The organism is Streptomyces hydrogenans (genome assembly GCF_014656075.1).
GTDB classification, from domain to species: domain Bacteria; phylum Actinomycetota; class Actinomycetes; order Streptomycetales; family Streptomycetaceae; genus Streptomyces; species Streptomyces hydrogenans.
The window spans coordinates 1-25,027 of sequence record NZ_BNBS01000121.1; the positions used below are offsets into that span (position 1 = coordinate 1).

20 protein-coding genes are annotated in these 25,027 nt (G+C 75.2%); 9 read left to right on the forward strand and 11 right to left on the reverse strand.

The features are described from left to right. Positions 1-2,959, forward strand: a 2,959-nt coding sequence (locus IE321_RS33490; RefSeq protein WP_506417410.1) for a coiled-coil domain-containing protein, incomplete at its 5' end; no start/stop codon positions are given. A 93-nt stretch (positions 2,960-3,052) separates the two neighbouring features. Here IE321_RS33490 and IE321_RS33495 read toward each other — a convergent pair. Then, on the reverse strand, positions 3,053-3,397 hold the full coding sequence (locus tag IE321_RS33495) for a hypothetical protein (RefSeq protein WP_190225666.1): 345 nt from the start codon (positions 3,395-3,397) through the stop codon (positions 3,053-3,055). A gap of 456 nt (positions 3,398-3,853) precedes the next feature. Here IE321_RS33495 and IE321_RS33500 point away from each other — a divergent pair, with 456 nt between their 5' ends. From IE321_RS33500 to IE321_RS33515, 4 genes are read left to right on the forward strand one after another with little or no spacing between them, the layout of a single operon-like run. Then, positions 3,854-6,709, forward strand: a complete 2,856-nt coding sequence (locus IE321_RS33500; RefSeq protein WP_190225667.1) for a sensor histidine kinase — start codon at positions 3,854-3,856, stop codon at positions 6,707-6,709. Further along, positions 6,706-7,149: a roadblock/LC7 domain-containing protein gene (locus IE321_RS33505; protein WP_043232404.1), complete on the forward strand. Its 444-nt coding sequence runs from the start codon at positions 6,706-6,708 to the stop codon at positions 7,147-7,149. Before IE321_RS33500 ends, IE321_RS33505 begins: the two co-directional genes overlap by 4 nt. Positions 7,150-7,159: 10 nt before the next feature. Continuing rightward, positions 7,160-7,597, forward strand: a complete 438-nt coding sequence (locus IE321_RS33510; RefSeq protein WP_043232407.1) for a DUF742 domain-containing protein — start codon at positions 7,160-7,162, stop codon at positions 7,595-7,597. Then, complete coding sequence (locus IE321_RS33515) at positions 7,578-8,183, forward strand: GTP-binding protein (protein WP_043232409.1); 606 nt, start codon at positions 7,578-7,580, stop codon at positions 8,181-8,183. Before IE321_RS33510 ends, IE321_RS33515 begins: the two co-directional genes overlap by 20 nt. Before the next feature lie 52 nt (positions 8,184-8,235). Here IE321_RS33515 and IE321_RS33520 read toward each other — a convergent pair whose 3' ends face one another. The 3 genes from IE321_RS33520 to IE321_RS33530 all read right to left on the reverse strand — a co-directional run bounded on the left by IE321_RS33520 (position 8,236) and on the right by IE321_RS33530 (position 10,777). Next, entirely contained in the window at positions 8,236-9,423 is a 1,188-nt protein-coding gene (locus IE321_RS33520; protein WP_079022543.1) for a lipid-transfer protein, read from the reverse strand. Continuing rightward, the gene (locus tag IE321_RS33525; RefSeq protein WP_051842989.1) at positions 9,420-9,884 is read right to left on the reverse strand and encodes a Zn-ribbon domain-containing OB-fold protein; all 465 of its coding nucleotides are present in this window, start codon (positions 9,882-9,884) and stop codon (positions 9,420-9,422) included. The genes IE321_RS33520 and IE321_RS33525 overlap by 4 nt, the downstream gene beginning before the upstream one ends. Before the next feature lie 80 nt (positions 9,885-9,964). After that, positions 9,965-10,777: a M15 family metallopeptidase gene (locus IE321_RS33530; RefSeq protein WP_190225668.1), complete on the reverse strand. Its 813-nt coding sequence runs from the start codon at positions 10,775-10,777 to the stop codon at positions 9,965-9,967. 59 nt (positions 10,778-10,836) lie between these two features. Between IE321_RS33530 and IE321_RS33535 the strand changes: the two genes are divergently transcribed. Continuing rightward, positions 10,837-11,349, forward strand: coding sequence for an NUDIX domain-containing protein (locus tag IE321_RS33535; protein WP_226651789.1), 513 nt, complete (start codon positions 10,837-10,839; stop codon positions 11,347-11,349). Positions 11,350-11,361: 12 nt separating this feature from the next. Here the strand turns inward: IE321_RS33535 and IE321_RS33540 are convergent, their stop codons facing one another. Both IE321_RS33540 and IE321_RS33545 read right to left on the reverse strand, forming a co-directional pair. Next, on the reverse strand, positions 11,362-12,162 hold the full coding sequence (locus tag IE321_RS33540; protein ID WP_190225669.1) for a DUF4253 domain-containing protein: 801 nt from the start codon (positions 12,160-12,162) through the stop codon (positions 11,362-11,364). Between the two features lie 142 nt (positions 12,163-12,304). Beyond that, positions 12,305-14,653 (reverse strand): glycoside hydrolase family 31 protein, encoded by a 2,349-nt coding sequence (locus tag IE321_RS33545; RefSeq protein ID WP_190225670.1) that lies wholly within the window; start codon positions 14,651-14,653, stop codon positions 12,305-12,307. Between the two features lie 213 nt (positions 14,654-14,866). Here IE321_RS33545 and IE321_RS33550 point away from each other — a divergent pair, with 213 nt between their 5' ends. Further along, complete coding sequence (locus IE321_RS33550; RefSeq protein WP_190225671.1) at positions 14,867-16,846, forward strand: acetoacetate--CoA ligase; 1,980 nt, start codon at positions 14,867-14,869, stop codon at positions 16,844-16,846. 49 nt (positions 16,847-16,895) lie between these two features. On the opposite strand, the gene IE321_RS33555 is transcribed toward IE321_RS33550, so the two are convergent. The 3 genes from IE321_RS33555 to IE321_RS33565 form a co-directional block, all read right to left on the reverse strand. Beyond that, the gene (locus IE321_RS33555) at positions 16,896-17,924 is read right to left on the reverse strand and encodes a CU044_5270 family protein (RefSeq protein ID WP_190225672.1); all 1,029 of its coding nucleotides are present in this window, start codon (positions 17,922-17,924) and stop codon (positions 16,896-16,898) included. Continuing rightward, positions 17,921-18,661, reverse strand: coding sequence for an RNA polymerase sigma factor (locus tag IE321_RS33560; protein ID WP_229916660.1), 741 nt, complete (start codon positions 18,659-18,661; stop codon positions 17,921-17,923). The genes IE321_RS33555 and IE321_RS33560 overlap by 4 nt, the downstream gene beginning before the upstream one ends. Positions 18,662-18,741: 80 nt before the next feature. Beyond that, a complete protein-coding gene (locus IE321_RS33565; protein ID WP_043232089.1) occupies positions 18,742-20,061 on the reverse strand; it encodes an aminotransferase class I/II-fold pyridoxal phosphate-dependent enzyme in 1,320 nt (439 codons plus the stop codon). Positions 20,062-20,108: 47 nt separating this feature from the next. Here IE321_RS33565 and IE321_RS33570 point away from each other — a divergent pair, with 47 nt between their 5' ends. Next, a complete protein-coding gene (locus IE321_RS33570; protein ID WP_308076663.1) occupies positions 20,109-21,392 on the forward strand; it encodes an MFS transporter in 1,284 nt (427 codons plus the stop codon). A 36-nt stretch (positions 21,393-21,428) separates the two neighbouring features. Next, positions 21,429-22,331 carry a DUF8829 domain-containing protein gene (locus IE321_RS33575; protein WP_043232086.1) on the forward strand — a complete coding sequence of 301 codons (903 nt, stop codon included), beginning with the start codon at positions 21,429-21,431 and terminating at the stop codon, positions 22,329-22,331. A gap of 76 nt (positions 22,332-22,407) precedes the next feature. Here IE321_RS33575 and ptsP read toward each other — a convergent pair whose 3' ends face one another. Together ptsP and IE321_RS33585 are read right to left on the reverse strand one after the other, a co-directional pair. Next, the gene (gene ptsP, locus IE321_RS33580; protein ID WP_190225673.1) at positions 22,408-24,078 is read right to left on the reverse strand and encodes a phosphoenolpyruvate--protein phosphotransferase; all 1,671 of its coding nucleotides are present in this window, start codon (positions 24,076-24,078) and stop codon (positions 22,408-22,410) included. A gap of 80 nt (positions 24,079-24,158) precedes the next feature. After that, complete coding sequence (locus IE321_RS33585) at positions 24,159-24,608, reverse strand: PTS sugar transporter subunit IIA (protein ID WP_043232080.1); 450 nt, start codon at positions 24,606-24,608, stop codon at positions 24,159-24,161. Positions 24,609-25,027: the final 419 nt, after the last annotated feature.

Sequence of the window (25,027 nt, forward strand, 5' to 3'; positions counted from 1 at the left end):
GGCCGACGGCCGCGCCGACCTCGCCGCCGTCCGCGCCGCCGACGCCGCCGAGGCCGCCGGGAACGCCTACGACGCCGAGCGCCGCCCCGCCGAGGCACTGGCCGCGGAGGAGCGCCTCGCCGAACTCCTCGGCCTGCCCGGCGCCGGATCCCCCCTCCCCGGCCAGCGCGCCGCCGCCACCGGGGACACCGGCGAGGGCGCGGCACGGACCGACGGGCCCGACGCCCAGGCCCCGCTCTCCGTCACCGACTTCGACCGCTACGCCGAGGAGCTCCGCCGGCTGCTCGACGGCGCCGTCTCCTCCGCCGAGCGCCAGCTCTTCGACCTGCGGACGGCCGCCGCCGACGACTCCCGCATCCTCGGCGCCCTCGGCGACGGCGGACTGCTGCCGCCCGGCCCCGACGTCCTCGCCACCGTCGAGTTCCTCGGCGAGCACGGCATCCCCGCCCTCCCCGGCTGGCGCTACCTCGCCCAGTCCGTCGACCCCGCCGACCACGCGCGCGTGCTGGCCGCCCGCCCCGAACTCGTCGACGGCGTCGTCATCACCGACCCCGCCTCGTACGGCCGCGCCCGCGAGGCCCTCGGCTCGGCCGCCCTGCTGCCCCGCTCCGCCGTCGCCGTCGGCACCGCCGCCGCCCTCCTCGCCCCCGTACCGGCGCAGGAGGCCGGCGAGGACGGCGGGGTCTTCCTCGTGCCGCCGAACCCGGCCATGCACGACGAGCACGCCGCCGACGAGGAGCGGCAGGCGCTGCGCGCACGGGCCGCCGCGCGCGACGAGGAGATCCGCGCCCTCGCCGCCCGGCTCGCGGGCGACCGGGCCCTGGCCGCCCGGATCGGCGCCTGGCGCGCGGACTGCCCGCCCGGCATGCTCGCCGAGCTCGCGGCCGACGCCGCCACCGCCCGGGAGACCGCCGAGGCCGCCGAGCACGCCCTCGACGAGGCCCGCGCCGCCCGTGCCGAGACCGAGGAGACCGCCGCCGAGGCCCTCGCCGTCCGCGACGAGCGCCAGGAGGCCGCCCAGCGCGCCCGCCGGGCCGCCGCCGCCCGCGCCGGCCTCGCCTTCCGGCTGCGCGAGCGCTCCGCCTGGCAGGCCAAGCTCCGCGAACTCGCCGACGCCGCGGCCGAGTCCGAGGCCCGCGCCCAGACCTGTCTGGAGCGCGCGCGTGCCGCCGACGAGGACCGCCGGGCCGCCCAGCGAGCCGCCGACGACGCCCACCGCGTCGCCGTCGCGCTGCGCGCCGAGCGCCCCGGCGTCGCCGGCGCCCCCGAGCAGCTGCCGGAGGAGACGCCCGGCGCGCCCCGCGCGGCCCTCCCCACGCTCCGCGAGGCGTACCGGGCCGCCTCCCAGGTGTACGAGAAGGTCGGCGTCGGCGCCGATCTGCGCGCCGAGCAGGCCCGCGCGGAGAGCGACGAGTCCGCCGCCCTCGCCGAACTGGACCGTCTCACCAACAAGGTCCGCACCCGCGCCGAGCAGCTCCTGGAGTCCACCGACGGCGCCGACGGCCCGTCCCGGCAGGCCGCCGCGGCCCGCGCCGAGTCCCTGGTGCAGATGCTGGAGTCCCGCGCCTCCGAGGCGAGCGAGAAGCTCGGCCGGCTGCGCGGCGAGTCCGAGCGGCTGGCGCCCGAGGACGGCGGGGCCCACACCGAGCTGCCGGAGGAGCTGGTCCCGGCCGACGCCGACCGCGCCCAGGCCCTGCTGCGTACCGCGGGCGCCGAACTCGCCGCCCGCAGCGCCGCCCTGGAGGCGGCCCGCGCCGCCCTCGCCGGGCTGCTGCGCGACCACCGGGCCGCCGAGGACGCCGCGGGCGGCTTCGACGAGACGGCGGCGCTCCTGCGCGACCTGCTGCGCGACCACGCGGAGGAGGAGCAGGAGGAGCAGGAGCCGTACCCCGGCTCCCTGGAGGAGGCCAGGACCGCCGCCGGCGAGGCCCGGCGGGCGCTGCGCGCCTGTACCGCCGAGCTGTCCGCCGCGGACTCCGCCGTGCGCGAGGCGAGCGACATCCTCGTCCGGCACGCCAACTCCACCCGCTACGAGCAGGTCCGCACCCCGGCCCGCCAGCAGATCCGCGAGCTGCCCGCCTCCGCGCTGCCCGAGCACGCCGCCAAGTGGGCCGAGGCGTTCGCGCCCCGGCTGCGCGTCCTCACCGACGAGCTGGCCCAGCTGGAGCGCAACCGCGAGTCGATCGTGGACCGGCTGCGCGGCCTCGTGGAGACCTCGCTGGCCACCCTCCGCTCCGCCCAGCGGCTCTCCCGGCTCCCCGAGGGCCTCGGCGAGTGGTCGGGGCAGGAGTTCCTGCGGATCCGCTTCGAGGAGCCCGATCAGGCCACGCTCGCCGAGCGGCTCGGCGAGGTCGTCGACGAGGCGACCCGCGCCGCCGTGAAGAAGAACTCCGACCTGCGGCGCGACGGCATGTCGCTGCTGCTGCGCGGCGTACAGGCGGCCCTCGAACCCAAGGGCGTCGCCGTAGAGATCCTCAAGCCGGACGCGGTGCTGCGCGCCGAGCGGGTGCCGGTCGGCCAGATGGGAGACGTGTTCTCCGGTGGCCAGCTGCTCACCGCGGCCATCGCGCTGTACTGCACGATGGCGGCGCTGCGCTCCAACGACCGGGGCCGGGACAAGCACCGGCACGCGGGCACGCTCTTCCTCGACAACCCGATCGGCCGGGCCAACGCCACGTACCTCCTGGAGCTCCAGCGGGCCGTGTCGGACGCGCTCGGCGTCCAGCTGCTCTACACCACGGGCCTGTTCGACACCACGGCGCTGGCCGAGTTCCCGCTGGTGATCCGGCTGCGCAACGACGCGGACCTGCGGGCCGGCCTGAAGTACATCAGCGTCGAGGAGCACCTGCGCCCGGGCCTGCCGCAGCCGGCCGGCGAGGGCGAGCCGATCCACGGCGAGATCAAGGCGACCCGGATGTTCCGCCGCCACCAGGACGACCAGCCGCCGGCGGCGCCGTAGGCACGTCCGAGCCCCGCCGCGACCCCCGCGGCGGGGTACGGGAGAGGCCCGGCCCCCGGAGACCTCTCCGGGGGCCGGGCCTCTCCCGTGGTGTCAGGCGACCCGCTCCTCCGCCATCCGCTCCCGCCGTCCCGCGTAGGCGGTGCTGCTCGGCTCGGAGACGACGCCGTCGCGCTGCCGCCAGACCTGCCGGGTGATCCAGATGTCCAGCACGCTCCAGGTGGCCACCACCGTCGCGACCACGGCCGCGATCGTCATCGGAAAGGCCAGCCACGAGCTGGTGATCGAGGTGAGGAAGGCGACCAGGGCCAGGATGATCGTCACCGACATGATCATCACCGCCCGCACCGCCGCGTTCCGCACCGGGTCCGGCATCCTCCGCAAACCGCGCTCGTCCTCCACCCACAACTGACCCGCGGCCCGCGTCTCGTCTTCCATGTCCTGTCACTCCCCACCGCACGACGCTCTCAGGGGTGGCTGCCCGGATCCGGCGGTCCTACACGGCGCGCACGGCCGGCGCGCGACCCGCCCCTCCAAGGGCAGGGCGATCCCCCGTCATTCATGACGCTCTGGACAGGGAAAAGGTTTCCCCACATCACCCGACATCGCGAGCGGAACGAACGATTCCAGCCATTGCGCCCAGGGCGGAAATTGGTGCACCGTCAAGTGTCCTGCGCCACAGTGGCCGATCCGAACTCCTGGAATACCAGGACATCTCATGATCAACGCTCACTCGACAGGCTGAAAATCGCCCAGACACACCTTCGAGATGGTCGCGATGCAGTAGTAGGCTCACGCCGCCGTTTGTTGAAACCGAAGGTTGACGCGCCGTGTTGACGCGGCGACGCCGTTCGAGGGACCTCCGTGGCCGCGGAGGCCGTACTGGGGGAGGCCATGCGCTTTCGCGGGAAGTCCATCCGCCGGAAGATCGTGGCGCTGCTCCTCGTACCGCTCGTCTCCCTCACCGGACTCTGGGGTTTCGCCACCGTCCTGACCGGACGCGAGGCGGACCAGCTCCTCGACGTCGGCTACATCGTCGACAAGGTCGGCTACCCCATCGAGGACACGGCCCGGGTCATCCAGCTCGAACGACGCCAGTCCCTCGTCTACCTGGCCGACCCGCGCGGCTCCGACGCCCTCGACCAGCTCCGCGAGGCCCGACTCGCCACCGACCGGCAGATCGCCCGCATCCGCGCGAACGCCGAGGACCCCGGCGTCCGCGAGGAGATGCGCCCGGTCACCACCCAGAAGCTGAACTCGCTCCTGACCGCCTTCGACGAGATCTCCTCCCTGCGCCGCTCGGTCGAGAAGCGCGGCATCGGCCGGCTCCAGGCCCTGGAGTTCTACAACCGCCTCGTCGACCCCTGCTACAGCTTCCTCGTCACCCTCCACGCGCTGGAGAACGTCGAGATGGACAAGCAGGGCCGCGCCCTCGTCGGCATCACCCGGGCCCGCGAACTCCTCTCCCGCGAGGACGCCCTGGTCCTCTCCGCGCTCGTCGCCGACCGCGTCACCGCCCAGGAGATCCGCGCCGTCTCCGACCTCGTCGCCGTCCGCAAGCAGTTCTACGCGGTCAACCTCGAACTCCTCCCCGCCTCCGAGCGGCAGCGCTACGAGCAGTACTGGCGCAGCCCCGAGACGACGGCCCTGCGCACCGCGGAGGAGGCGTTCATCAAGGAGGGTCCGACCGAGCGGCCCCGGAGCGCCACCGCCGCCTACTGGCAGGACGAGGCCAGCCCCGTCCTCGACGAGCTCGCCCGCGCGAACACCGCCGCCGGCGACCGCTACCAGGACCGCGTCCAGCCCGCCGCCTACAGCGTGCTGCTCAAGGCGGGCGTCGCCGGCGTCCTCGGCTTCCTCGCGCTCCTCGCCTCCGTCGGCATCTCGGTCCGCGTCGGCCGCTCCCTCGTCCGCGACCTCCGCCGCCTCCAGAAGGAGTCCCAGGAGGTCTCCGGCGTCCGCCTGCCGAGCGTCATGCGCCGCCTCGCCGCCGGCGAGCACGTCGACGTCGGGACCGAGGTCCCCCACCTGCGGTACGGCGAGGACGAGGTCGGCCAGGTCGGCCAGGCCCTCAACACCCTCCAGCGCGCCGCCGTCGAGGCCGCCGTCAAGCAGGCCGAGCTGCGCCGCGGCGTCTCCGAGGTCTTCGTCAACCTCGCCCGCCGCAACCAGGTCCTGCTCCACCGCCAGCTCACCCTGCTCGACACCATGGAGCGCCGCACCGAGGACACCGAGGAGCTGGCGGACCTCTTCCGCCTCGACCACCTCACCACCCGCATGCGCCGCCACGCCGAAGGCCTGGTGATCCTCTCCGGCGCGGCCCCCTCCCGGCAGTGGCGCAAGCCCGTGCAGCTGATGGACGTGGTCCGGGCCGCCGTCGCCGAGGTCGAGGACTACGAACGCGTCGAGGTCCGCCGGCTGCCCCGACTGGGCGTGGGCGGCCCCGCCGTCGCCGACCTCACCCACCTCATCGCCGAACTCCTGGAGAACGCCACGGTGTTCTCCCCGCCGCACACCGCCGTCCAGGTCCTCGGCGAGCGCGTCGCCAACGGCTTCACGCTGGAGATCCACGACCGCGGCCTCGGCATGAGCCCCGACGTCCTCCTCGACGCCAACCTGCGGCTCGCCGAGACCCCCGAGTTCGAACTGTCCGACACCGACCGCCTCGGCCTCTTCGTGGTCAGCCGCCTCGCCCAGCGCCAGAACGTCCGCGTCTCGCTCCAGACCTCCCCGTACGGCGGCACCACCGCGGTCGTCTTCATCCCGGCCGCGCTGCTCACCGACGCCCCCGAGACCCAGGGCGCGGGCTTCCGCCTGGACCGCAAGACCCTCGACCCGCGCTCCGCCGAGGGCGACGCCCGGCCCGCCGCCGGCGGATCCCGTACGACCTCCGGGGCGCCCGCCGGCGTGCTCGACGAGGCCCCGCTCCCGCAGCGCCGGCCCGCCCTCGCGCGGGTGCCCGACCTGGCGGACGGGACGACGCCGGAGGGCGGCGACGCCGCCCGCCCCCTGGACGGCCCGGTCGAGCTGGAGCCGCCGCTCGGCGCCGACGACCTGGACCTGCTCCTGGACGGCTCCGCCGACCTCCTCGACAGCGACAGCGAGCGCGGCGGCCTCTTCCGCCCCCAGCGCCGCCGCACCGGGCTCGCCCCGTCCGCCGAGCAGCACCAGCAGGCCCCCGACCAGACCGCGGGCCGCGGCGAGGACGACCCGGCCGCCGAGGACGGCGCCCGCGGCCCGGTGCCGCTGCCGCGCCGCCGCCCGCCGACCCTCGTCGTCGACCACGGACGCCGGCTCGACGAACCGGGCCGCGCCCACCCGGCCCCCGGCCCGGGCCGTGGCGGGGACCACCGGGTGCCGCCGCGCACCACCGGCCCCACGCTCGTCCCGGTCCGCCCGGAGGGCACCGCCGACACCCGCACGGCCCCGGTGCCGCCGCGGGCCGAGGTCCCGCCGCCCGCGGCGGAGCCCGTGCGCGAGCCCGCCGGCGCCCCGGAGGGACTCGACGGACTCCCGCGCCGGGTCCGCCAGGCCAGCCTGGTGCCCCAGCTGCGCGAGCCCGACCGCCCGGCCGCCGAGCCCCGGCCCGCCGAGCCCGGCCCCGACGGGGACGACTTCGAGCGCGACGCCGAGGAGGTGCGGGCCCGCATGGCCGCGATGCAGCGCGGCTGGCAGCGCGGCCGCCGGCACGGCACGGACCCGGACGACAGCACAGCACACGGAACGACACCCGAGGGGGACGGTCGATGACCGCACCGAACGCCGCAGCAAGCACCAGCAGCTCCGTCCACGGCAACGGCGAGCTGAACTGGCTCCTGGACGAGCTGGTCGACCGCGTCGCCGCCGTCCGCAAGGCCCTGGTGCTGTCCAGCGACGGCCTGGCCACCGGCGCGTCGAAGGACCTGAGCCGCGAGGACGGCGAGCACCTCGCCGCCGTCGCCTCCGGCTTCCACAGCCTCGCCAAGGGCGTCGGCCGCCACTTCGAGGCGGGCAAGGTCCGCCAGACCGTGGTCGAGCTGGAGGACGCCTTCCTCTTCGTCACCGCCGCGGGCGACGGCAGCTGCCTCGCCGTCCTCGCCGACGCCGACTCCGACGTCGGCCAGGTCGCCTACGAGATGACCCTCATGGTCAAGCGGGTCGGCACCCATCTCGGCACCGCCCCCCGGACCGGTCTGCCCACGGGAGGGTGAGCCGCCCCGCATGAGCGACGCAGCCGAGCGCGAACAGACCGACCGGGACACCCCCGGCCGGCGGACGGCCGTCCCCCACCACTGGTACGACGACGACGCGGGCCCGGTCGTCCGTCCGTACGCGATGACCCGCGGCCGGACGAGCGCCGCCGGCCGGCACCGGCTCGACCTCATCGCCGTGGTGGTCCCCGAGCCCGCCGCCGACGACCCCGGCCGTGACCAGTCGCTCTCCCCGGAACACGTGGAGATCGTCGAACGCTGCTCCGAGCAGCCCCAGTCGATCGCCGAGCTCGCCGCCGGACTCGACCTCCCCGTCGGGGTGGTCCGGGTCCTGGTCGGCGACCTCGTCGACGAGGAACTCGTGCACGTGACCCGCCCCGTTCCGCCGGCCCAGCTGCCGGACGTGAGCATCCTTCGCGAGGTGATCAATGGCCTTCGGGCGCTCTAGCCGCAAGAAGACCCCCGTCGAGCCGGTGACTTTGAAGATCCTGGTCGCCGGTGGCTTCGGGGTCGGCAAGACCACGCTGGTCGGCACGGTCAGCGAGATCCGGCCGCTGCGGACCGAGGAGGTCCTCACCGAGGCCGGCCGTCCCGTGGACGACCTGCACGGGGTCGAGGCCAAGACAACCACCACGGTCGCCATGGACTTCGGTCGGATCACGCTCCGCGAGGACCTCGTCCTGTACCTGTTCGGCACCCCCGGCCAGGACCGTTTCTGGTTCCTCTGGGACGAGCTGGCGCAGGGGGCGCTCGGCGCGGTCGTGCTCGCCGACACCCGTCGCCTGGAGGACAGCTTCGCCGCCATCGACTACTTCGAGCGGCGCGGCATCCCCTTCACGGTGGCCGTCAACTGCTTCGAGGGCGCCCGCCGCTATCCGACGGAGACCGTGCGGGCGGCGCTCGACCTGGACCCCGAGGTCGATCTGGTGATGTGCGACGCCCGCGACCGCGAGTCGGTCAAGAACGTCCTCGTCGCCGTCGTCGAGCACGCCCTCGTCCTCGCCGACCGGGGGCACGAGCCCGTGGCGACCTGAGCGGTACGGCTCCGGCCGCCACGCGCGCGTGGACCCGTCGCGGGTGGCGGCCTCAGCGGACCGCCACCACCGCCGACCCGTGCCCGAACAGGCCCTGGTTGGCGGTGATCCCGGCCCGCGCGCCCGGCACCTGCCGGTCGCCGGCCTCGCCCCGCAGCTGCCGGACCAGCTCGCAGACCTGGGCGATCGCCTGCGCGGGCACGGCCTCCCCGAAGGACGCAAGGCCGCCGCTGGTGTTCACCGGCAGCGCCCCGCCGAGCCGGGTCACCCCCTCCCGGAGCAGCTTGACGCCCTCGCCGGGCGCGCACAGCCCGATGTCCTCGTACCACTCCAGCTCCAGTGCCGTGGACAGGTCGTACACCTCGGCCAGCGACAGGTCCTCGGGCCCGAGCCCCGCCTCCTCGTACGCGGCCCGCGCGATCGAGGCGCGGAAGGTGTGCGGCGAGGGGGCGAGCGCGACGGTCGAGTCGGTCGCGATGTCGGGCAGGTCGAGCACCGCCTTGGGATAGGTGGGGGAGACCGTCGACACCGCCCGGATCCGCACCGGGTCCGGGTGCCCGTGCCGGCGCGCGAAGTCCAGGCTGGACAGCACCAGGGCCGCCCCGCCGTCGGAGGTGGCGCAGATGTCGAGCAGCCGCAGCGGGTCGGCGACGACCGCCGAGCCGGCGACCTCCTCGGCCGTCACCGGCGTCCGGTAGCGGGCCAGCGGGTTGAGTGCCCCGGCCGCCGCGTTCTTCACCTTGACCTGGGCGAAGTCCTCGACGGTGTCCCCGTACAGGGCCATCCGGCGGCGGGCGTAGAGCGCGAAGTACGCGGGGTTGGTCGCGCCGAGGATCCGGAAGCGCAGCCAGTCGGGATCGCCGGGCCGCTCCCCGCCGGCCGGTGCGAGGAAGCCCTTGGGGGTGGAGTCGGCGCCGACGACGAGGACCGCGTCGGCGAGCCCGGCCAGGATCTGTGCCCGCGCCGCGCCGATGGCCTGGGCGCCCGAGGCGCAGGCGGCGTACACGCTGGTGACCCGCGCGCCCTGCCAGCCCAGCGCCTGCGCGAAGGTCGCCCCGGCCACGTATCCGGGATAGCCGCAGCGCATGGTGTCGGCCCCGACGACGGACCCGATGGCCGACCACTCCACGCCCGCGTCGGCGAGCGCGGCGCGGGCGGCGGCGGTCCCGTACGAGACGAAGCTCCGGCCCCACTTGCCCCAGGGGTGCATTCCGGCCCCGATGACGGCGATGTCGTTCACGCGCGCCCCTCCGTTCCCACGGGCCGCCACCGCCACGTCGTCCACACGTGCTCGGCGTCCCGATGGAGCACCCCCGGCACGACCTCGACCTCCATGCCCACCGCGAGGTCCGCCGTCCCCACGCCGGGCGCGGCCTGTCCGAGCACCACCATGCCCTCGGCCGCGAGCTCGACCGCGACGAGCGTGTACGGCTCCCAGGGCGCTTCCGGGTCGGAGACGTACGGGGCGGGCGGCCGGTACCGCCCGTCGGTGTACGACCAGACCCGCCCGCGCGGCGACAGCGGCGTCTCGGCGAGCGCGCCGCCGCCCGGGCAGGCCGGGTTGCGGCAGGCGTCGTCCTCGCGCGGGAAGAAGACCGCGGCGCAGGCCGAGCACCGGGTGCCGAGCAGCCGGAACTCCCCGTCGGGGACCGTGTCGTCGGTGAACCAGCCGGCCACCACCGGCCTGCGCGTCCGTGTCATCTCCGGGCCTCCCACCCATCTGACGGTGCGTCAGAATGCTGGGGGCGAGTCTGGCACGGGCTCCCCGGAGGCGGAAGACGTCAGTGTCCGGCCACCGACCTGCGCGCCACCGGGAAGTCGAAGAACGTCGCGGGGAACGGCTCCGGCTTGAACGTGAAGTGCCACCACTCCTCCGGCAGGTTCACGAACCCCTCCGCCTCCAGCGCGCCCTTCAGCAGCTGCCGGTTGGCCCGCTGGACGCCGGTGATCCGCGGATCCTCGGTGTGCGAGAGCGTGTCGAAGCAGTCGTACCCGGTCCCCATGTCGACCGAGCTGTCCGGGAACCGCTCCTCGTACGGCCCCGAGCACGAGGTCAGCTCCTCGCCCGGCACGTACGCGCGCGTGCGCGCCGCGGGCAGCCGCACCACCGTCAGGTCCACCGTGGATCCCCGGCTGTGCCCGGACTTCTCCGCGATGTACCCGTCCGCGAACAACCGCTCCTTCGCCACCAGCGGATAGAACTCCGCCTTCATCCGCTCGTCCGCCAGGTCCTCCGCCCAGCGCACGAAGTGGTCCACCGCCCGCTGCGGCCGGTAGCAGTCGTACACCTTCAGCGTGTATCCCCGCGCCAGCAGCCGCGTCTGCGCCCGGTGCAGCGCCTCCGCCGCCGGCCGGGTCAGCACGCACAGGGGCTGCCGGTATCCGTCGATCGGCTCGCCCACGAAGTTGTGGGCCGTGGTGTACCGCATCTCCTGGAGGATCGTCCGGTCCACCGAGTCCAGCGCCACGAACTCCCGGGGAGCCCTGGGCTCGGGCGCGGCGGCGGCGGGGGAGGCGGCGGTCCCGGCGAAGGCGAGCAGGGCGGCCGCGCCGATGACGGCGCGGGCGCGCAGGGCAGAGGCAAGTCCAGTCATGCGCACCGGGTCTACCAGTTCCGCCCCCGCCGCGAAACCCCATCGCGTACGGTCCCCAGGTGACCGTCCCCGTGCCCCACAGCCACTGCTCCGCCTGCGGAGCCCCCTATCCCGCCGGAACCACCGCCTGGCCCCGCGCCTGCTCCGCCTGCGCCACCACCGCCTACCGCAACCCCCTCCCGGTGGCCGTGGCGCTCCTCCCGGTGACCGGCCCGGCGGGCACCGGCCTGCTGGCCATCACCCGCGCCATCCACCCCGGCCACGGCGGCACCGCCCTCCCCGGCGGCTTCATCGACCACGGCGAGGACTGGCGCACCGCCGTGGTCCGCGAACTCCGCGAGGAGACCGGCCTGGACGCCGACCCCGAGGCCGTCCGTCTGGCCGACGCCCTCAGCTCCGGCGAGCACCTCCTCCTCTTCGGCCTCCTGCCGCCCGTCCCCGCCGACTCCCTCCCCGCCTTCACCCCGACCCCGGAGACCTCGGCCCGCCTCGTCCTGCCGGAGCCGCGCACCCTGGTCTTCCCCCTGCACACCGAGGCGGCGGGGAAGTGGTTCGCGGGCGCGTACGGCTGACCGGGGCGCCGCTCAGTCCCACCAGAAGGTCCACACGTCCGACCCCACCAGGTGCCCGGCGTAGGCGGCGAGGTCGTCCACGTGTCCCTGCCACACGTTGTCGGGACAGAAGGCGAAGTGCTCGGCGGCGACCGGCAGCGCCTCCTCCAGGGTGGCCGGGGGAGCGGCGACCGAGAGCCGCAGGGTGTCGAAGCCGACGGCGAACACCCGCGCGCCGAAGCGTCGTTCCCAGTCGGCGACGACCGCGGCGATCCGCGCCGTGTCCGCGTGGTTGGCCGGCCCCGACCAGCCCGAGGCGGCCAGCGCCTCCGCCCCCGACCCCGCCTCGACCAGCCCCAGGCGCGCGTCGGTCCCGAAGGACAGCAGCACCTCCGCGTGCTCGTCCGCCAGCCGGTCCGGGTCCTCCACGGGCGTCCGCCCGGGCGCGAGCCCCGGCCAGGCCGCGCCGTACGGGGCGGTGACGGCGAGCCGCTCCCCGGCGGAGAGCGGGTCCTCGTCCTCGTCGACCGAGACGCAGTCCTCCCACCAGTGGGCGAGGACCGCCGCCGGATCGTGGTCGGCCGGACCGGACGTCCCGGGGAACAGCTCGCCCGACGCCCACGGCCGGAAGCCCGTGTCCCCCGCCAGGGGTTCGAGCAGCAGCGGCCACAGGCCCGTGCGCGCGTGCGCGGCTCGGATCGGGCCCCACGCGCCGAACGGCGCGGGCCCGTCGCTCAGCCACAACGGCCCCGGCCCGCCGTCCCCTTCGTCGGTCGCGACCCGGCGGCCGGGAGGAAGCTCGACGACAGCGCTCAACAGAGTCTCAGGATGCATGGGCCGGATGCTAGGCGAGGGGTCCGACAAGCCCGCCCGCCGCACACCCCCTGCCCGCCACACACCCCGCCCTGCCGAACACCCCCTGCCCGCCCCACACCCCACGCCCCACACACCCCGCCCCACACGCTCCCCCCGCCCGTCACACCCCCCGCACCCGCACCGGCAGCCCCGGCTCGACCGGTCCCTCGTCCGTCACCCGCTCGACCACGACCCGGCCGTCCACCCGCCGCGACTGGTAGCGCTCGATCTCGGCCGGCTCCCAGCCGTCCCCGGTGTCCCGTACGACGAGACCGCCGCCCGTCCGGCCGGCCTCGGGGGCCCACACCTCCAGCGCGAGCTCCCCGTCCTCGCCCCGCACCGGCACGACCGCGCCCGCCCGCGCCAGCACCGGCACGCGCGCGAGGGGCGCGTCCAGCAGGACCTGCCCGGGCCCCTCGTACGCCTCGCCGGTCGCCGTGTCGTACCAACGGCCGCGCGGCAGCCGCACCGCCCGCCGGTCCGAGCCCCGGTGCAGCACGGGCGCCACCAGCAGCGCGTCGCCCAGCAGGAAGGCGTCCTCGCACTCCCGCAGCACCCGGTCCTCGGGCGTCCCCCACCAGACCGGCCGCACATAGGGCGCGCCCGTCATCCGCGCCAGCCGGGACAGGGTCACGAAGTACGGCTGGAGCCGCTCGCGTTCGGCCAGCGCCACGCGCGCGTGCTCCAGCACCTCCGGGCCGAACTCCCACGGCTCCCGCCGCCCCGCGTCCAGCGCCGCGTGCGTCCGGAACAGCGGCAGCCACGCCCCCAGCTGGAACCAGCGCAGGAACAGCTCCGGCGACGGACTCCCGTCGAAGCCGCCTACATCGGGACCCGAGTACGGCACCCCGCACAGCCCGAGGCCCAGCACCAGTGCCAGCGAGGCCCGCAGCCCAGGCCAGCCGGTGGCCACGTCGCCGGACCAGGTGCCCCCGTACCGCTGCATCCCCGCCCACCCCGCGCGCGTGAACAGGAACGGCCGCTCCCCGGGCCGCAGCCGCCGCAGCCCGTCGTAGCCGGCCCGGGCCATGAGGAGGCCGTACACGTTGTGCGCCTCCCGGTGGTCGCCGCCCCGCCCGTCCAGGCAGTGCCGGGCCGACCGGGGGAGCGTCGGGTCGCCGAACGCCGCGAACGACACCGGCTCGTTCATGTCGTGCCATATGCCGGAGAAGCCCTGCCGCAGCCGCTCCTCGTACAGCCCGCCCCACCACTCCCGCACCGCCGGATCGGTGAAGTCCGGGAAGGCGCAATCCCCGGGCCACACCACCCCCCGCACCTCCTCGCCCCGCGCGTCCCGCACGAACGCCCCGGCCGCCCGCCCCTCCTCGTACAGCACGTTCCCCGGCTCCGCCGCGACCGCCGGGTCGACGATCGACACCAGCCGCACGCCCTGCTCCCGCAGCTCCTCCGCGAGCCCCGGCAGGTCGGGGAACCGCTCCCGGTCCACCGTGAACACCCGGTGCCCGTCGTAGTGGTCGATGTCCAGGTGGACCGCCGACAGCGGGAGCCCCCGCTCCCGGTACCCGGCCACCACCCGCCGCACCTCCGCCGCGCTGCCGAACCCCCAGCGGGCGTGCTGCGGCCCCAGCGCCCACGCGGGCGGCAGCGCCGGCGCCCCCGTCAGCGCCGCCCAGTTGTGCAGCACCCGGGCGGGCGTCCCGACGATCACCCAGCACCGCAGCGGGCCGCCCTCCATCCGCACCTCGCCGGTCCCCGGCCGGTCGTGTCCGGACCCCGCCCCCTCCTCGCCCTCCGCGAGGGTCACCCGCCCGTCCCAGGAGTTGTCGTGGAAGGCCAGGTGCGTCCCCGCGTCCGCGACCACGAACTGCACCGGCATCGTGATGTACAGCGGATCGTCACCCGGCCCGAACCGCCCCCCGGGGTCCGTGTTCCACAGCCGGTACGAGCCGTCCCGCAGCCGCGGCCCCGCCGACCGCCCGCCGAGCCCGAAGAACCGCGCGTCCGCCGGCACCTCGGCCCGCTGCGCCCACCGCGCCGGACCCCCGCCCACCGGCTCCCACCAGCGCGGCGGCAGGTCCCGCCGCAGCATCACCCCGCCCGGCGTCCGGATCTCCACCGCCCCGTGCCGCGAGACCGCCACCGTCACCCGCTCCGACACCACCCGCCAGCCGCCGTCCGTGTCCGGCTCCAGGACCGCCCGCGGATCCGGCTCCGGCGCCGCCCCCGCCAGCGCGTACGAGGGCTCGGGATCCGCCCCGTCCCAGCCCCAGAACACCGTGCCGCCCGCCGACACGCACACCCGCAGCGAGGACCGGGCGAACCGCACGGTCCCCCCGCCCGGCTCCGGCTCCGCCCCCTGCGCCGGCCCCGGCACCCGGGCCCGCTCCGCCCCCCGCGGCGGCAGCGCCGACGCGTCCGTCCTCCGCTGCCGCCACGCCGCCCGTACCGTCCTCAGCCCCGCCACCGAACCGAACACCCTCACCGAACGCACCAGTCCACGACCGTCCATGGGGGTCACCCTGCCACCCACCAGCGGCGACACGGGCCGCGTTCAGCTGCCGTTCACCCGTGGTGGGAGCACATGTTCAACTCGCCGACCATGTGCGGGCGGCCCTGGTGCGAACGCCGCTCCCATGGCATCGTCCTGTCAGCCGCGTCACGCGCACACCCCCGCGCGTGCGCGCGACACACGCCGACCCGCGTACAGCCAGGGAGCCACCCGATGACCACTGCGCCGACCGAGCCGACCGAGCCGCTCTGGCAGCCGGACGAGGAGCGCGTCGCCCGCGCCGCCGTCACCCGATTCCAGGCATGGGCGGCCGAACACCACGGCGCCCCCGCCGACGGCGGCTACCCGGCCCTGCACCGCTGGTCCGTCGAGGAGCTGGAGACCTTCTGGCGGGCCGTCGCCGAGTGGTTCGACGTCCGCTTCTCCACCCCCTACGCGCGCGTGCTCGGCGACCGCTCGATGCCGGGCGCCGACTGGTTCCCCGGAGCCACCCTCAACTACGCCGAGCACGCCCTGCGCGCCGCCGCCGACCGCCCCCACGACACGGCGCTCCTGCACGTGGACGAGACGCACGAGCCGGCCCCGATCACCTGGGCCGAGCTGCGCCGCCAGGTCGGCTCGCTCGCCGCCGAGCTCCGCGCCCTCGGCGTCCGCCCCGGCGACCGCGTCAGCGGCTACCTGCCGAACGTCCCGCAGGCCGTCGTCGCCCTCCTCGCCACCGCCGCCGTCGGCGGCGTCTGGACCTCCTGCGCCCCCGACTTCGGCGCCCGCTCCGTCCTCGACCGCTTCCAGCAGGTCGAGCCGGTCGTCCTCTTCACCGTCGACGGCTACCGCTACGGCGGCAAGGAGCACGACCGCCGCGACACCGTCGCCGAGCTGCGGGCCGAGCTGCCCACCCTCCGCGCCGTCGTCCACATCCCGCTCCTCGGCACCCCCGCCCCCGAAGGCGCCCTCGACTGGGCCGGCCTCGTCGCCGCCGACGTGGAGCCGGTCTTCGAGCAGGTGCCGTTCGCGCACCCGCTGTGGGTCCTGTACTCCTCCGGAACCACCGGCCTGCCGAAGGCGATCGTCCAGTCCCAGGGCGGCATCCTCGTCGAGCACCTCAAGCAGCTCGGCCTCCACTGCGACCTGGGCCCCGAGGACGTCTTCTTCTGGTACACGTCCACCGGCTGGATGATGTGGAACTTCCTCGTCTCCGGCCTCCTCACCGGCACCACCGTCGTCCTCTACGACGGCAGCCCCGGCCACCCCGACACCGGCGCCCAGTGGCGCGTCGCCGAGCGCACCGGCGCCACCCTGTACGGCACCTCCGCCGCCTACGTGATGGCCTGCGCCAAGGCCGACGTCCACCCCGGCCGCGACTTCGACCTGTCCGCCGTGAAGTGCGTCGCCACCACCGGCTCCCCGCTGCCGCCCGACGGCTTCCGCTGGCTCCACGACGAGGTCCGCGAGGACCTGTGGATCGCCAGCGTGAGCGGCGGCACCGACGTCTGCTCCTGCTTCGCGGGGGCCGTCCCCACCCTGCCCGTCCACATCGGCGAGCTCCAGGCCGCCGGACTCGGCACCGACCTCCAGTCCTGGGACCCGTCCGGCAAGCCCGTCGTCGGCGAGGTCGGCGAGCTCGTCGTCACCAACCCCATGCCGTCCATGCCGATCCACTTCTGGAACGACCCCGACGGCAGCCGCTACCACGACAGCTACTTCGAGATGTTCCCCGGCGTGTGGCGGCACGGCGACTGGATCACGATCACCGACCACGGCTCCGTCGTCATCCACGGCCGCTCCGACTCCACCCTCAACCGCCAGGGCGTCCGCATGGGAAGCGCCGATATCTACGAGGCGGTGGAACGGCTCCCGGAGATCCGCGAATCCCTCGTCATCGGACTGGAGGAACCGGACGGCGGCTACTGGATGCCGCTCTTCGTCCACCTCGCCGAGGGCGCCACCCTCGACGACGACCTGATCGCCCGGATCAGGACCACCATCCGCACCGAACTCTCGCCGCGCCACGTCCCCGACGAGATCATCGAGGTCCCCGGCGTCCCGCACACCCTCACCGGCAAGCGCATCGAGGTCCCCGTCAAGCGCCTCCTCCAGGGAACCCCCCTGGAGAAGGCCGTCAACGCCGGCTCGGTCGACGACCTCGACCTCCTGCGCTTCTACGCGGCCCTCGCGGCCACCCGCCGCGGCTGACACGGAAAGGGGCGCCCCGCACGGGGGCGCCCCTCCACCACCGGCCGGATCAGCCGGGCAGCTGCCCGGCCCGCGCCACCGCCGCCTTCCTCAGCACGGCCGTCTCGCTCAGCACCGTCCCCGCAGGACCGGCGTCCGCGGCCGACACGAGCACGGTCCGCGCCCCGAGGAAGCCCGAGGTCGACCGGTCGAAGACCCACTGGGTCCGCTCCCCGCCGGCCGTACGGGCCACGGCCACGCCCTCCCGGCCCGCCGCGTCCCGCGCCGACGGCACCACCACGACGCCCGGGATCCGCGCGGCGGCCTCGAACAGCGCCGCCGTCACCTTCGGCGGCGCCCAGGTCTCGGCGAGCAGCGTCCCGATCGCGGCGAACGCCCGCTGGTCCGCGTCCCCGCCCCCGGTACGGGTCTGCTCCCGCACCAGCCGCAGCAGCGCCTCCGGATCGGTCGGCAGCCCCGCCACGAAGGCGTGCGTCGGATCGGTCACCGACGCCTCACCCGACTCCAGGAACGTCTTCCGGGGCTCGGCGCCGGGCCCGTCCAGCTCGTACACCGGAACCCGCGGCGACAGCTCGCTGTCCGGGGACCCCTCCTCACGCAGCAGCCCCGGCCGGCTCCCGTCGGCCGAAAGCCACACCTGCCGCCGGTGCACCGGTTCCACCACCGCGGCACCGCCGCCCGCCGGAAGCCCGGCCCGGGACACCAGACTCTCCACGTACACGAACTGCCGCGGCCGCGCGTCGGGCGCCGGCGCCGAGGCGGCGGCGAGCACCGCCCGCGACAGCACCGCGGCCGCGCCCCCCTCGGCCCGCACCGCGGGACGCGGCTCGCGCGGCTCCGGGGGAGCGGCGACCAGCACCGCGCCGGCCGCTACGCCGCACACCACGGCCGGCACGGCGAACCGCACGGCCTTCCGGGTCCACCACGCCGCCGGCCGCGCGGGCCGCGCCGAGGCCATCAGGGCCCGGCGCAGCTCCCGCCGCCGCTCCGGCGCGAACTCCGGTACGGCGGGCGGCGGCAGCAGTTCCGTCAGCTCGGCGCGCAGCGCGTCCTGGGGGCGGGGATCGATGTCGTTCATGCCGGCTTCTCCGGGGAGGTTCGGGGGACGAGGACGGTACGGCCCGTGCTCACGGGTGGGGAGGACGCGCCGCCACCGGACCACGCGCGCGTGCGGACCCCTTCGGCGGCGGGCGGAGCCCCGGGACCGGGGGAGGGGCGGTCGGATCCGGCGCCGGGGGAGGGCGCGGCGGGGGAGTCCGTACCGGCCCGGCCCCGCCGCCCGGCCCGCAGCTCCGCCTGGGCGAGCGCCCGCAGCCGCTCCCTGGCCCGGGAGAGCCGGGACCGCACGGTGCCGACGGGGATGCCGAGCGCCTCGCCCGCGGTCGCGTAGTCGAGCCCGGCCCACACGACGAGCCCGAAGACCTCGCGCTCGCGGCGCCGGAGCCGGCCCAGGGCCACCCGGGCGGCCCTCAGCCGCTCCTCGTCGGCGAGCCGGGAGGCCACCGCGTCGCTGAAGTCCGGCAGTACCCCCCGGTCGGGCATCCGCGCCAGCGCGGCGTCCCGCCGCCGTGCCTCCCGCGCGGTCCCGCGCAGCACGTTGGTGGCGATGCCCAGCAGCCACGGCCGCAGGCTCCCGCCCTCGGCGTGGACCCTGCCCCGGCAGCGCCACGCCTCCAGGAAGGTCGCGGACACGACGTCCTCGGCCGCGGCCCGGTCACCGCACATCCGGTACGCGTACTGGAACAGCACGCGCGCGTGCTCGTCGTACGCCTCGCCGAGCGCCGAGGGATCCCCGGCCCGGAAACGTTCTCTCATCTCTGGTTCCACACAAGGTACTGGCCGCCGGTTCGCCCGCGTTCCCGTGACCCGCGCCACACGCCCCGGACCGCCCGGCGTCACCCCCCGTAGGTGGCCTGCGCGTCCCCGAGCACCTGCGCGAAGTCGGCCGCCAGCCGCTCCGCCGCCTCCGGCGCGAGCAGCGAGGCGGTGATCCGTACGGCGGGCGGCGCGGCGATCCGGAAGCGGGCCCCGGCCGCCACCCACCACCCGTGCGTCCGCAGCCCGTTGACCACCGCCGACTCGTCCCGCACCGGCACCCACACGTTCAGCCCCGCCGACCCGACCGCGCGGATGCCGCGGGCGCCGAGGGCGTCGACCAGAGCGCGTCGCCGCTCGGCGTACGCGGCCTCCCCGCGCTCCACGAGCCGCGCCACCTCCGGATCGGAGAAGAGGCCGACGACGGTCTCCTGGAGCAGGTGGCTCACCCAGCCGGAGGTCATCAGCATCCGGCCGTCGTGCCGGGCGAGCGTGACCGCGTCGCCGGTGAGCCCCGCCCAGCGCAGGTCGACGCCGAGCCGCTTGGAGACCGTGCGCACCTGTGCCCAGCGGGCCGGCCCGAGCGCGCCCACCGTGGGCGCGGGCGGGCCGTCGAGTTCGGCGAGGTAGTCGTCCTCGATCACGAGGACCTCGGGGAACTCCCGGAACAACGCGCCCAGTTCGTCCCGCCGCGCCACCGTGAGCGAGGCGCCGGTGGGGCACTGGGCGCGCGGGCTGAAGACGACCGCCCGCACCCCGGACCGCAGCGCCGCCCGCAGCGCGTCCGGGGCGATCCCCTCGGCGTCCACGGCCACCGGAACCATCCGCAGCCCCAGCGCGGGCACCAGGTCGAGGAGGTGGTGGAAGCCGGGATCCTCGACGGCGACGGCGTCGCCGGGCCGGAGCTCGACCGACAGCAGCCTGGCGACGCAGTCCAGCGCCCCGTGCGCGAAGGTCACCCGGGTCGCGGGCACGCCGTCCCGGCGGAACCACGCCCGGGTCAGCTCCTCCAGCGCGGCGAGCCGGGGCGCGGCGCGGTGGGAGCCGTAGACGGGCCGCACCTCGGCCGGCGGGCGCAGGACCGGAAGGAAGGCGGGGTCGGGCAGTCCGCTGGCGAGGTCCGTCAGTCCCTCCGGCATCCGCGGCGGTCGCCGGGACGCGACCGAGGGCGCCTCGGCCACGACGGTGCCGCCCCGGCCGCGGGTCACCACGAGTCCCCGGGCGCGCAGCTCCTTGTAGGCGGTCGCCACCGTGCCCGGACTGACGCCCAGATCGTCCGCGAGCTTCCGCACGGGAGGCAGCGCGTCGCCCGGGGCGAGTTCGCCCTCGGTCACGCCGCGTTCGACGGACGCGGCAATCCCCTTGGCCGTCGTCCCCTGAATCACATATTGTGTTGCCACGTTCCAAACTATGTACCAATACATATTCCGCGTCAAGGGGGAATCGCGTGAACCGCCCGGCCTCGTGGCACCGCACCGCACTCGACCGCATCCCGGGAGGCCGCGACGGCCGCCGGATGCTCGTCGTCAGCATCATCGACAAGACCGGCACCGGACTCTGGGCGAGCTGCACCGCCCTCTACTTCACCTACGTCTCCGGCATGAGCCTCGGCCAGGTCGGCCTGCTCATGACCGTCTCCGGCGGCGTCGGCACAGCCGGAGCCCCCCTCGCCGGCCTCCTCGCCGACCGCTTCCCCCTCGTCCGCGTCATCGCCGCCGCCCAACTCATGCGCGGAGCCGCCCTCCTCGCCCTCCTCACCACCGACCACGTCCTCCTCCTCACCCTCTACTCAGCCCTCGGCGCCCTCCCCGACCGCGCCGGCAGCGTCCTCATCAAGCTGTACGCCGCACGCCAGGCCGGCCCCGAACGCGTCCGCTACCAGGCCATCCAGCGCACCACCGTCAACATCGGCTGGTCCCTCGGCGGCCTCGGCGCCGCCGCCGCCCTCGCCACCGGCTCCACCCAGGCGTACACCTGGCTCCTGGTGGGCAACGTCCTCTCCTACCTCGTCATCGCCGGCCTCACCCTGCGCTGCGCCGAACCGCCGGTCCCCTCGCGCGTCGCCGCCACCGCGGGCGACGCCCCCCGCGCCAAGCCCGCGAGCCCCTGGCGCGACCGCACCTTCCTCGGCTACACCGCCACCGACGCCGCCCTCTTCCTCGACGACACCATCCTCCAGGTGGCCGTCCCCCTCTGGATCGTCCACGCCACCGACGCCCCCGTCGGCCTCGCCCCGCTCCTCCTCGTCCTCAACACCGTCCTGGTGGTCCTCTTCCAGGTCCCCCTCGCCCGCTTCGGCGCCACCACCCCCGCCGCCCGCCGCCTCCTGATCCCCCTCAGCGGCCTCTTCGTCGTCGGCACGCTCGCCCTCGCCGCCTCCGCCGCCGGCGGCCGCGCCCTCGCCGTCACCGCCCTCGTCGTCGCCGTCATCGCCCTCACCTTCGCCGAGATCCTCCACGCCACCTCCTCGTGGGAACTCTCCGTCGCGCTCGCCCCCGCCGACGCGCAGGGCGCCTACCTCGGCGTCCACGGCCTCGCCCAGTCCGGCCAGCGCTTCGCCGGCCCCCTCCTCGTCACCGGCGTCATGACGGCCGGCCCCCTCGCCTGGCCCCTCCTCGGCCTCGCCCTCGTCGGCGCCGGCGCGGCCCAGCACCGACTCCTCCGCGACCGCGTCGCACCCCCGGCCAAGCCGTCACTGTCAGTGGCGAAGGTTACGGTGAGTGAGCACTGATCGTCGTGATCAGACCACCGCATCCGAGGGGGAGCCATGCCCGCCACGACCACCACCACGACCCGCCTCCGCCGCGCCCTGCGCCGCGAGATCCCCTGCACCGTCGGCCTCCTCGCCGACGAGCGGGACTTCGCCGCCATGCGCCGCTACCGCACCTTCGCCTTCGACGACCACCCCACCTATCTCAAGGAGGTCGAAGCCCTCCTCGCCTCGCTCGCCCGCCAAGGCGCCCACACGACCGTCGCCCTCTTCGACCCCGACGAGTACGTCTCCTACTGCGCCGAGACCGGCCTCGACCCCGACCACCCCACCAGCCGCAGCCGCTTCACCGACCACCTGGCCACCACCGGCGCCCGCGTCACCTACACCGGCCAGCCCCTCAGCGCCCTCCTCCCCGAGCTGGTCGACACCGCCGTCCGCCGCGCCACCTGGGAGTACGCCACCACCGTCCTCGCCACCGCCGGGGACTGCCCGGACTGCGGCCTGGACCTCGGCAGGGACGCCTTCGACCGCGCCACCCGCCTGCTCCTGGCACTCCTCGACGGCGCGGGGACCGGCACCCACCACCTCGTCTGCAGCGTCCCCGCCGCCGACGACCACCTCCTCGCCGTCCTCCACACCACCCGCGACGACGACGGCACCAACCACCACGACCCCACCGCCGCCACCGAGTTCACCGCCGTCGTCGCCGCCGGGATCACCCTGGCCTCCCCGGGGGGACTCGTCCTGCGCGTCACCCGCCCCGGCCGCCCCGACCGGCTCCACGGCTGGCGCCTCACCGACGGCACCCTCGCCCCGCTCACCGAGGCCGAGGTCTTCGCCGCCTACTGCACCGACGCCCGCACCGGCGAACCCCTGCCCCCGGAGCACGGCGTGGACCACCGCGCCGGCTTCCCCCTCGCCCCCGGCCCCGGCGCCCACCACCACGACCGCCCCTGACCCCGGACACGACGGAGGGGCTCCCCGCCACCAGGTGACGGGAAGCCCCTCCGGACCACGCGCTACGACTCCGGGATCACTCCCCGGACAGCACCGCCTGCGCGGCGAGCCGCGCCTCGTGCGCCGTGTCCGCGGCACGCGCCGCGGCCGCCGCCCGCTCGCACTGCGCGAGCGTGTACTTCGCCAGCGTCGCCCGCACGTACGGGATCGACGCCGCGCCCATCGACAGGGAGGTGACCCCCAGACCGGTCAGCACACACGCGAGCAGCGGATCCGAGGCGGCCTCGCCACAGACGCCACAGCTCTTGCCCTCGGCCTTGGCCGCCTCGGCGGACAGCGCCACCAGGTCGAGCAGCGCCGGCTGCCACGGGTCCTGGAGCCGCGACACCGCACCGACCTGACGGTCGGCGGCGAAGGTGTACTGCGCCAGGTCGTTCGTGCCCAGCGACAGGAACTCGACCTCCTGCAGGATCGAGCGGGCCCGCAGCGCGGCGGACGGAATCTCCACCATCGCGCCGAACTTCGCCTGGAGCCCCGCCTCGCGGCACGCGTCGGCGAACGCCTTGGCGTCCGTCCGGTCGGCCACCATCGGCGCCATGACCTCCAGGTACACGGGCAGACCCTCGGAGGCCTTCGCCAGCGCGGTCAGCTGCGTCCGCAGCACCTCCGGGTGGTCGAGCAGCGACCGCAGCCCCCGCACGCCCAGCGCCGGGTTCGGCTCGTCCACCGGCGTCAGGAAGTCGAGCGGCTTGTCGGCACCGGCGTCGAGCACCCGCACGACCACACGGCCCTCCGGGAAGGCTTCGAGCACCTTCCGGTAGGCCTCTACCTGCTTCTCCTCGGACGGCGCCTTCTTGCTGTCGTCCAGGAAGAGGAACTCGGTACGGAACAGCCCGACGCCCTCGGCACCCGCCTCGACCGCGGCCGGCACGTCCGCCGGGCCGCCGACGTTGGCGAGCAGCGGCACCTTGTGCCCGTCCGAGGTGGCACCCGGACCGCTCGACGCGGACAGCGCGGCCTTCCGCGCCTCGGCGGCCTCGGTCAGCGTCGCCTTCTTCTCCTCGCTCGGGTCCACGAAGATCTCGCCGGTGGAACCGTCCACCGCGATCTCCGTGCCCTCGGCCAGCTCGCCGGCGCCGGGCAGCGCCACCACGGCCGGCACGCCGAGCGCCCGCGCCAGGATGGCGCTGTGGCTGGTCGGCCCGCCCTCCTCGGTCACGAAGCCGAGCACCAGGGTCGGGTCGAGCAGCGCCGTGTCGGCCGGCGCCAGGTCCCGGGCGATGAGCACGTACGGCTCGTCGCTGTCCGGGACGCCGGGCATCGGCACGCCGAGCAGCCGCGCGACGATCCGGTTGCGCACGTCGTCCAGGTCGGCGACCCGGCCCGCCATGTACTCACCGGCGCCCGCCAGCAGCTCGCGGTAGTGCGAGAAGGCGTCGTAGATACCGCGCTCGGCCGTGCTGCCGACCGCGATCCTGCGGTCGACGTCGGCGATGAGCTCCGGGTCCTGGGCGATCATCGCCTGGGCCTCCAGCACCGCCTGGGCCTCACCGCCGGCCAGGTTGCCGCGCGCGATCAGGTCCGCGGCCACAGCCTCCACCGCCTGGCGGGCGCGCCCCTGTTCGCGCTCCGCGTCCTCGGCGGGGATCTGCTTGGCGGGCGGCTCCAGGACCGCCGTACCCATGTGCCGCACCTGGCCGATCGCCACTCCGTGGCTGACGCCCACGCCTCGCAGCGTTGTCTCCATCTCACCCGTCTCCGATAGAGCGGTGGCCGGGGCCACCGCGTTGAATGTCGTTCGCGCGGCCGTCTGACGACGGACCGGACTCAGCTCCAGTCGAAGAGCTGGTCGCCGGCCTTCACGTCGCCGTCCTCACGGACGCCGGAGAGCGAGTCGGCGGTGGCCTCGAGGGCCACGACGGGGCAGATGGGGGATTTGCCGGCGGCCTCGACGTCGGCGGGGTTCCACCGGACGACCGCCTGTCCGCGGGTCACGGTGTCGCCCTTGTTGACGAGGAGCTCGAAGCCCTCGCCGTTGAGCTGGACGGTGTCGATGCCGAGGTGCGTCAGCACCCCGTGTCCCTCGCCGTCCACGACGACGAAGGCGTGCGGGTGCATGGAGACGACGACCCCGTCGATGGGGGAGACCGCCTCCGAGGGCTCACGTACGGGATCGATGGCGGTGCCGGGCCCGACCATGGCACCGGAGAAGACCGGGTCGGGAACGTTGGCGAGACCGATGGCGCGTCCAGCGAGTGGCGACGTCACGGTTGACATGGGAAGCCTCCCAGGGGCGGAGATCGTGTGGCGCCGCCACACCTGTCCTGGGCGGCGCGTACTGTTCAGAAGCGTAAGTCATAAGAAGTCCCGGTTCCGCACGAGACGTACCACTTGGCGGACCTAGGGACTACCGGAAACGATTTGCCTCTACTGACGGTGGGATGTACTGTCGTACTCCTGCCTGACCCCAACGCGGCTTTGAGTCGCGGTCGGCAGCACCGATCAAGCCAGATCCTAACCCCAGTGGTCTACACCTCTGCCTGCCCCGGTTCTCTCCGGAGTCGGCATGGGAGTGGTCAGGGGGCCGGAGAAAGCCTGGTAATGTTTGACCCCGCCGGAAGGCCCCGAGGAATTGAAACTCGGGACCGGAAAGCACCGAGGAAATCGGGTCGGAAAGATCTGATAGAGTCGGAAAC

Bases quoted from the DNA above. Each gene is read 5' to 3' on its own strand.
- IE321_RS33555 (WP_190225672.1), bottom strand. From the start codon at position 17,924: ATGAACGACATCGATCCCCGCCCCCAGGACGCGCTGCGCGCCGAGCTG.
- IE321_RS33525 (WP_051842989.1), bottom strand. From the start codon at position 9,884: ATGACACGGACGCGCAGGCCGGTGGTGGCCGGCTGGTTCACCGACGAC.
- IE321_RS33515 (WP_043232409.1), top strand. From the start codon at position 7,578: ATGGCCTTCGGGCGCTCTAGCCGCAAGAAGACCCCCGTCGAGCCGGTG.
- IE321_RS33550 (WP_190225671.1), top strand. From the start codon at position 14,867: ATGACCACTGCGCCGACCGAGCCGACCGAGCCGCTCTGGCAGCCGGAC.
- IE321_RS33510 (WP_043232407.1), top strand. From the start codon at position 7,160: ATGAGCGACGCAGCCGAGCGCGAACAGACCGACCGGGACACCCCCGGC.
- IE321_RS33500 (WP_190225667.1), top strand. From the start codon at position 3,854: ATGCGCTTTCGCGGGAAGTCCATCCGCCGGAAGATCGTGGCGCTGCTC.
- IE321_RS33530 (WP_190225668.1), bottom strand. From the start codon at position 10,777: ATGACTGGACTTGCCTCTGCCCTGCGCGCCCGCGCCGTCATCGGCGCG.
- IE321_RS33540 (WP_190225669.1), bottom strand. From the start codon at position 12,162: ATGCATCCTGAGACTCTGTTGAGCGCTGTCGTCGAGCTTCCTCCCGGC.
- IE321_RS33545 (WP_190225670.1), bottom strand. From the start codon at position 14,653: ATGGACGGTCGTGGACTGGTGCGTTCGGTGAGGGTGTTCGGTTCGGTG.
- IE321_RS33560 (WP_229916660.1), bottom strand. From the start codon at position 18,661: ATGAGAGAACGTTTCCGGGCCGGGGATCCCTCGGCGCTCGGCGAGGCG.
- IE321_RS33575 (WP_043232086.1), top strand. From the start codon at position 21,429: ATGCCCGCCACGACCACCACCACGACCCGCCTCCGCCGCGCCCTGCGC.
- ptsP (WP_190225673.1), bottom strand. From the start codon at position 24,078: ATGGAGACAACGCTGCGAGGCGTGGGCGTCAGCCACGGAGTGGCGATC.
- IE321_RS33505 (WP_043232404.1), top strand. From the start codon at position 6,706: ATGACCGCACCGAACGCCGCAGCAAGCACCAGCAGCTCCGTCCACGGC.
- IE321_RS33495 (WP_190225666.1), bottom strand. From the start codon at position 3,397: ATGGAAGACGAGACGCGGGCCGCGGGTCAGTTGTGGGTGGAGGACGAG.
- IE321_RS33585 (WP_043232080.1), bottom strand. From the start codon at position 24,608: ATGTCAACCGTGACGTCGCCACTCGCTGGACGCGCCATCGGTCTCGCC.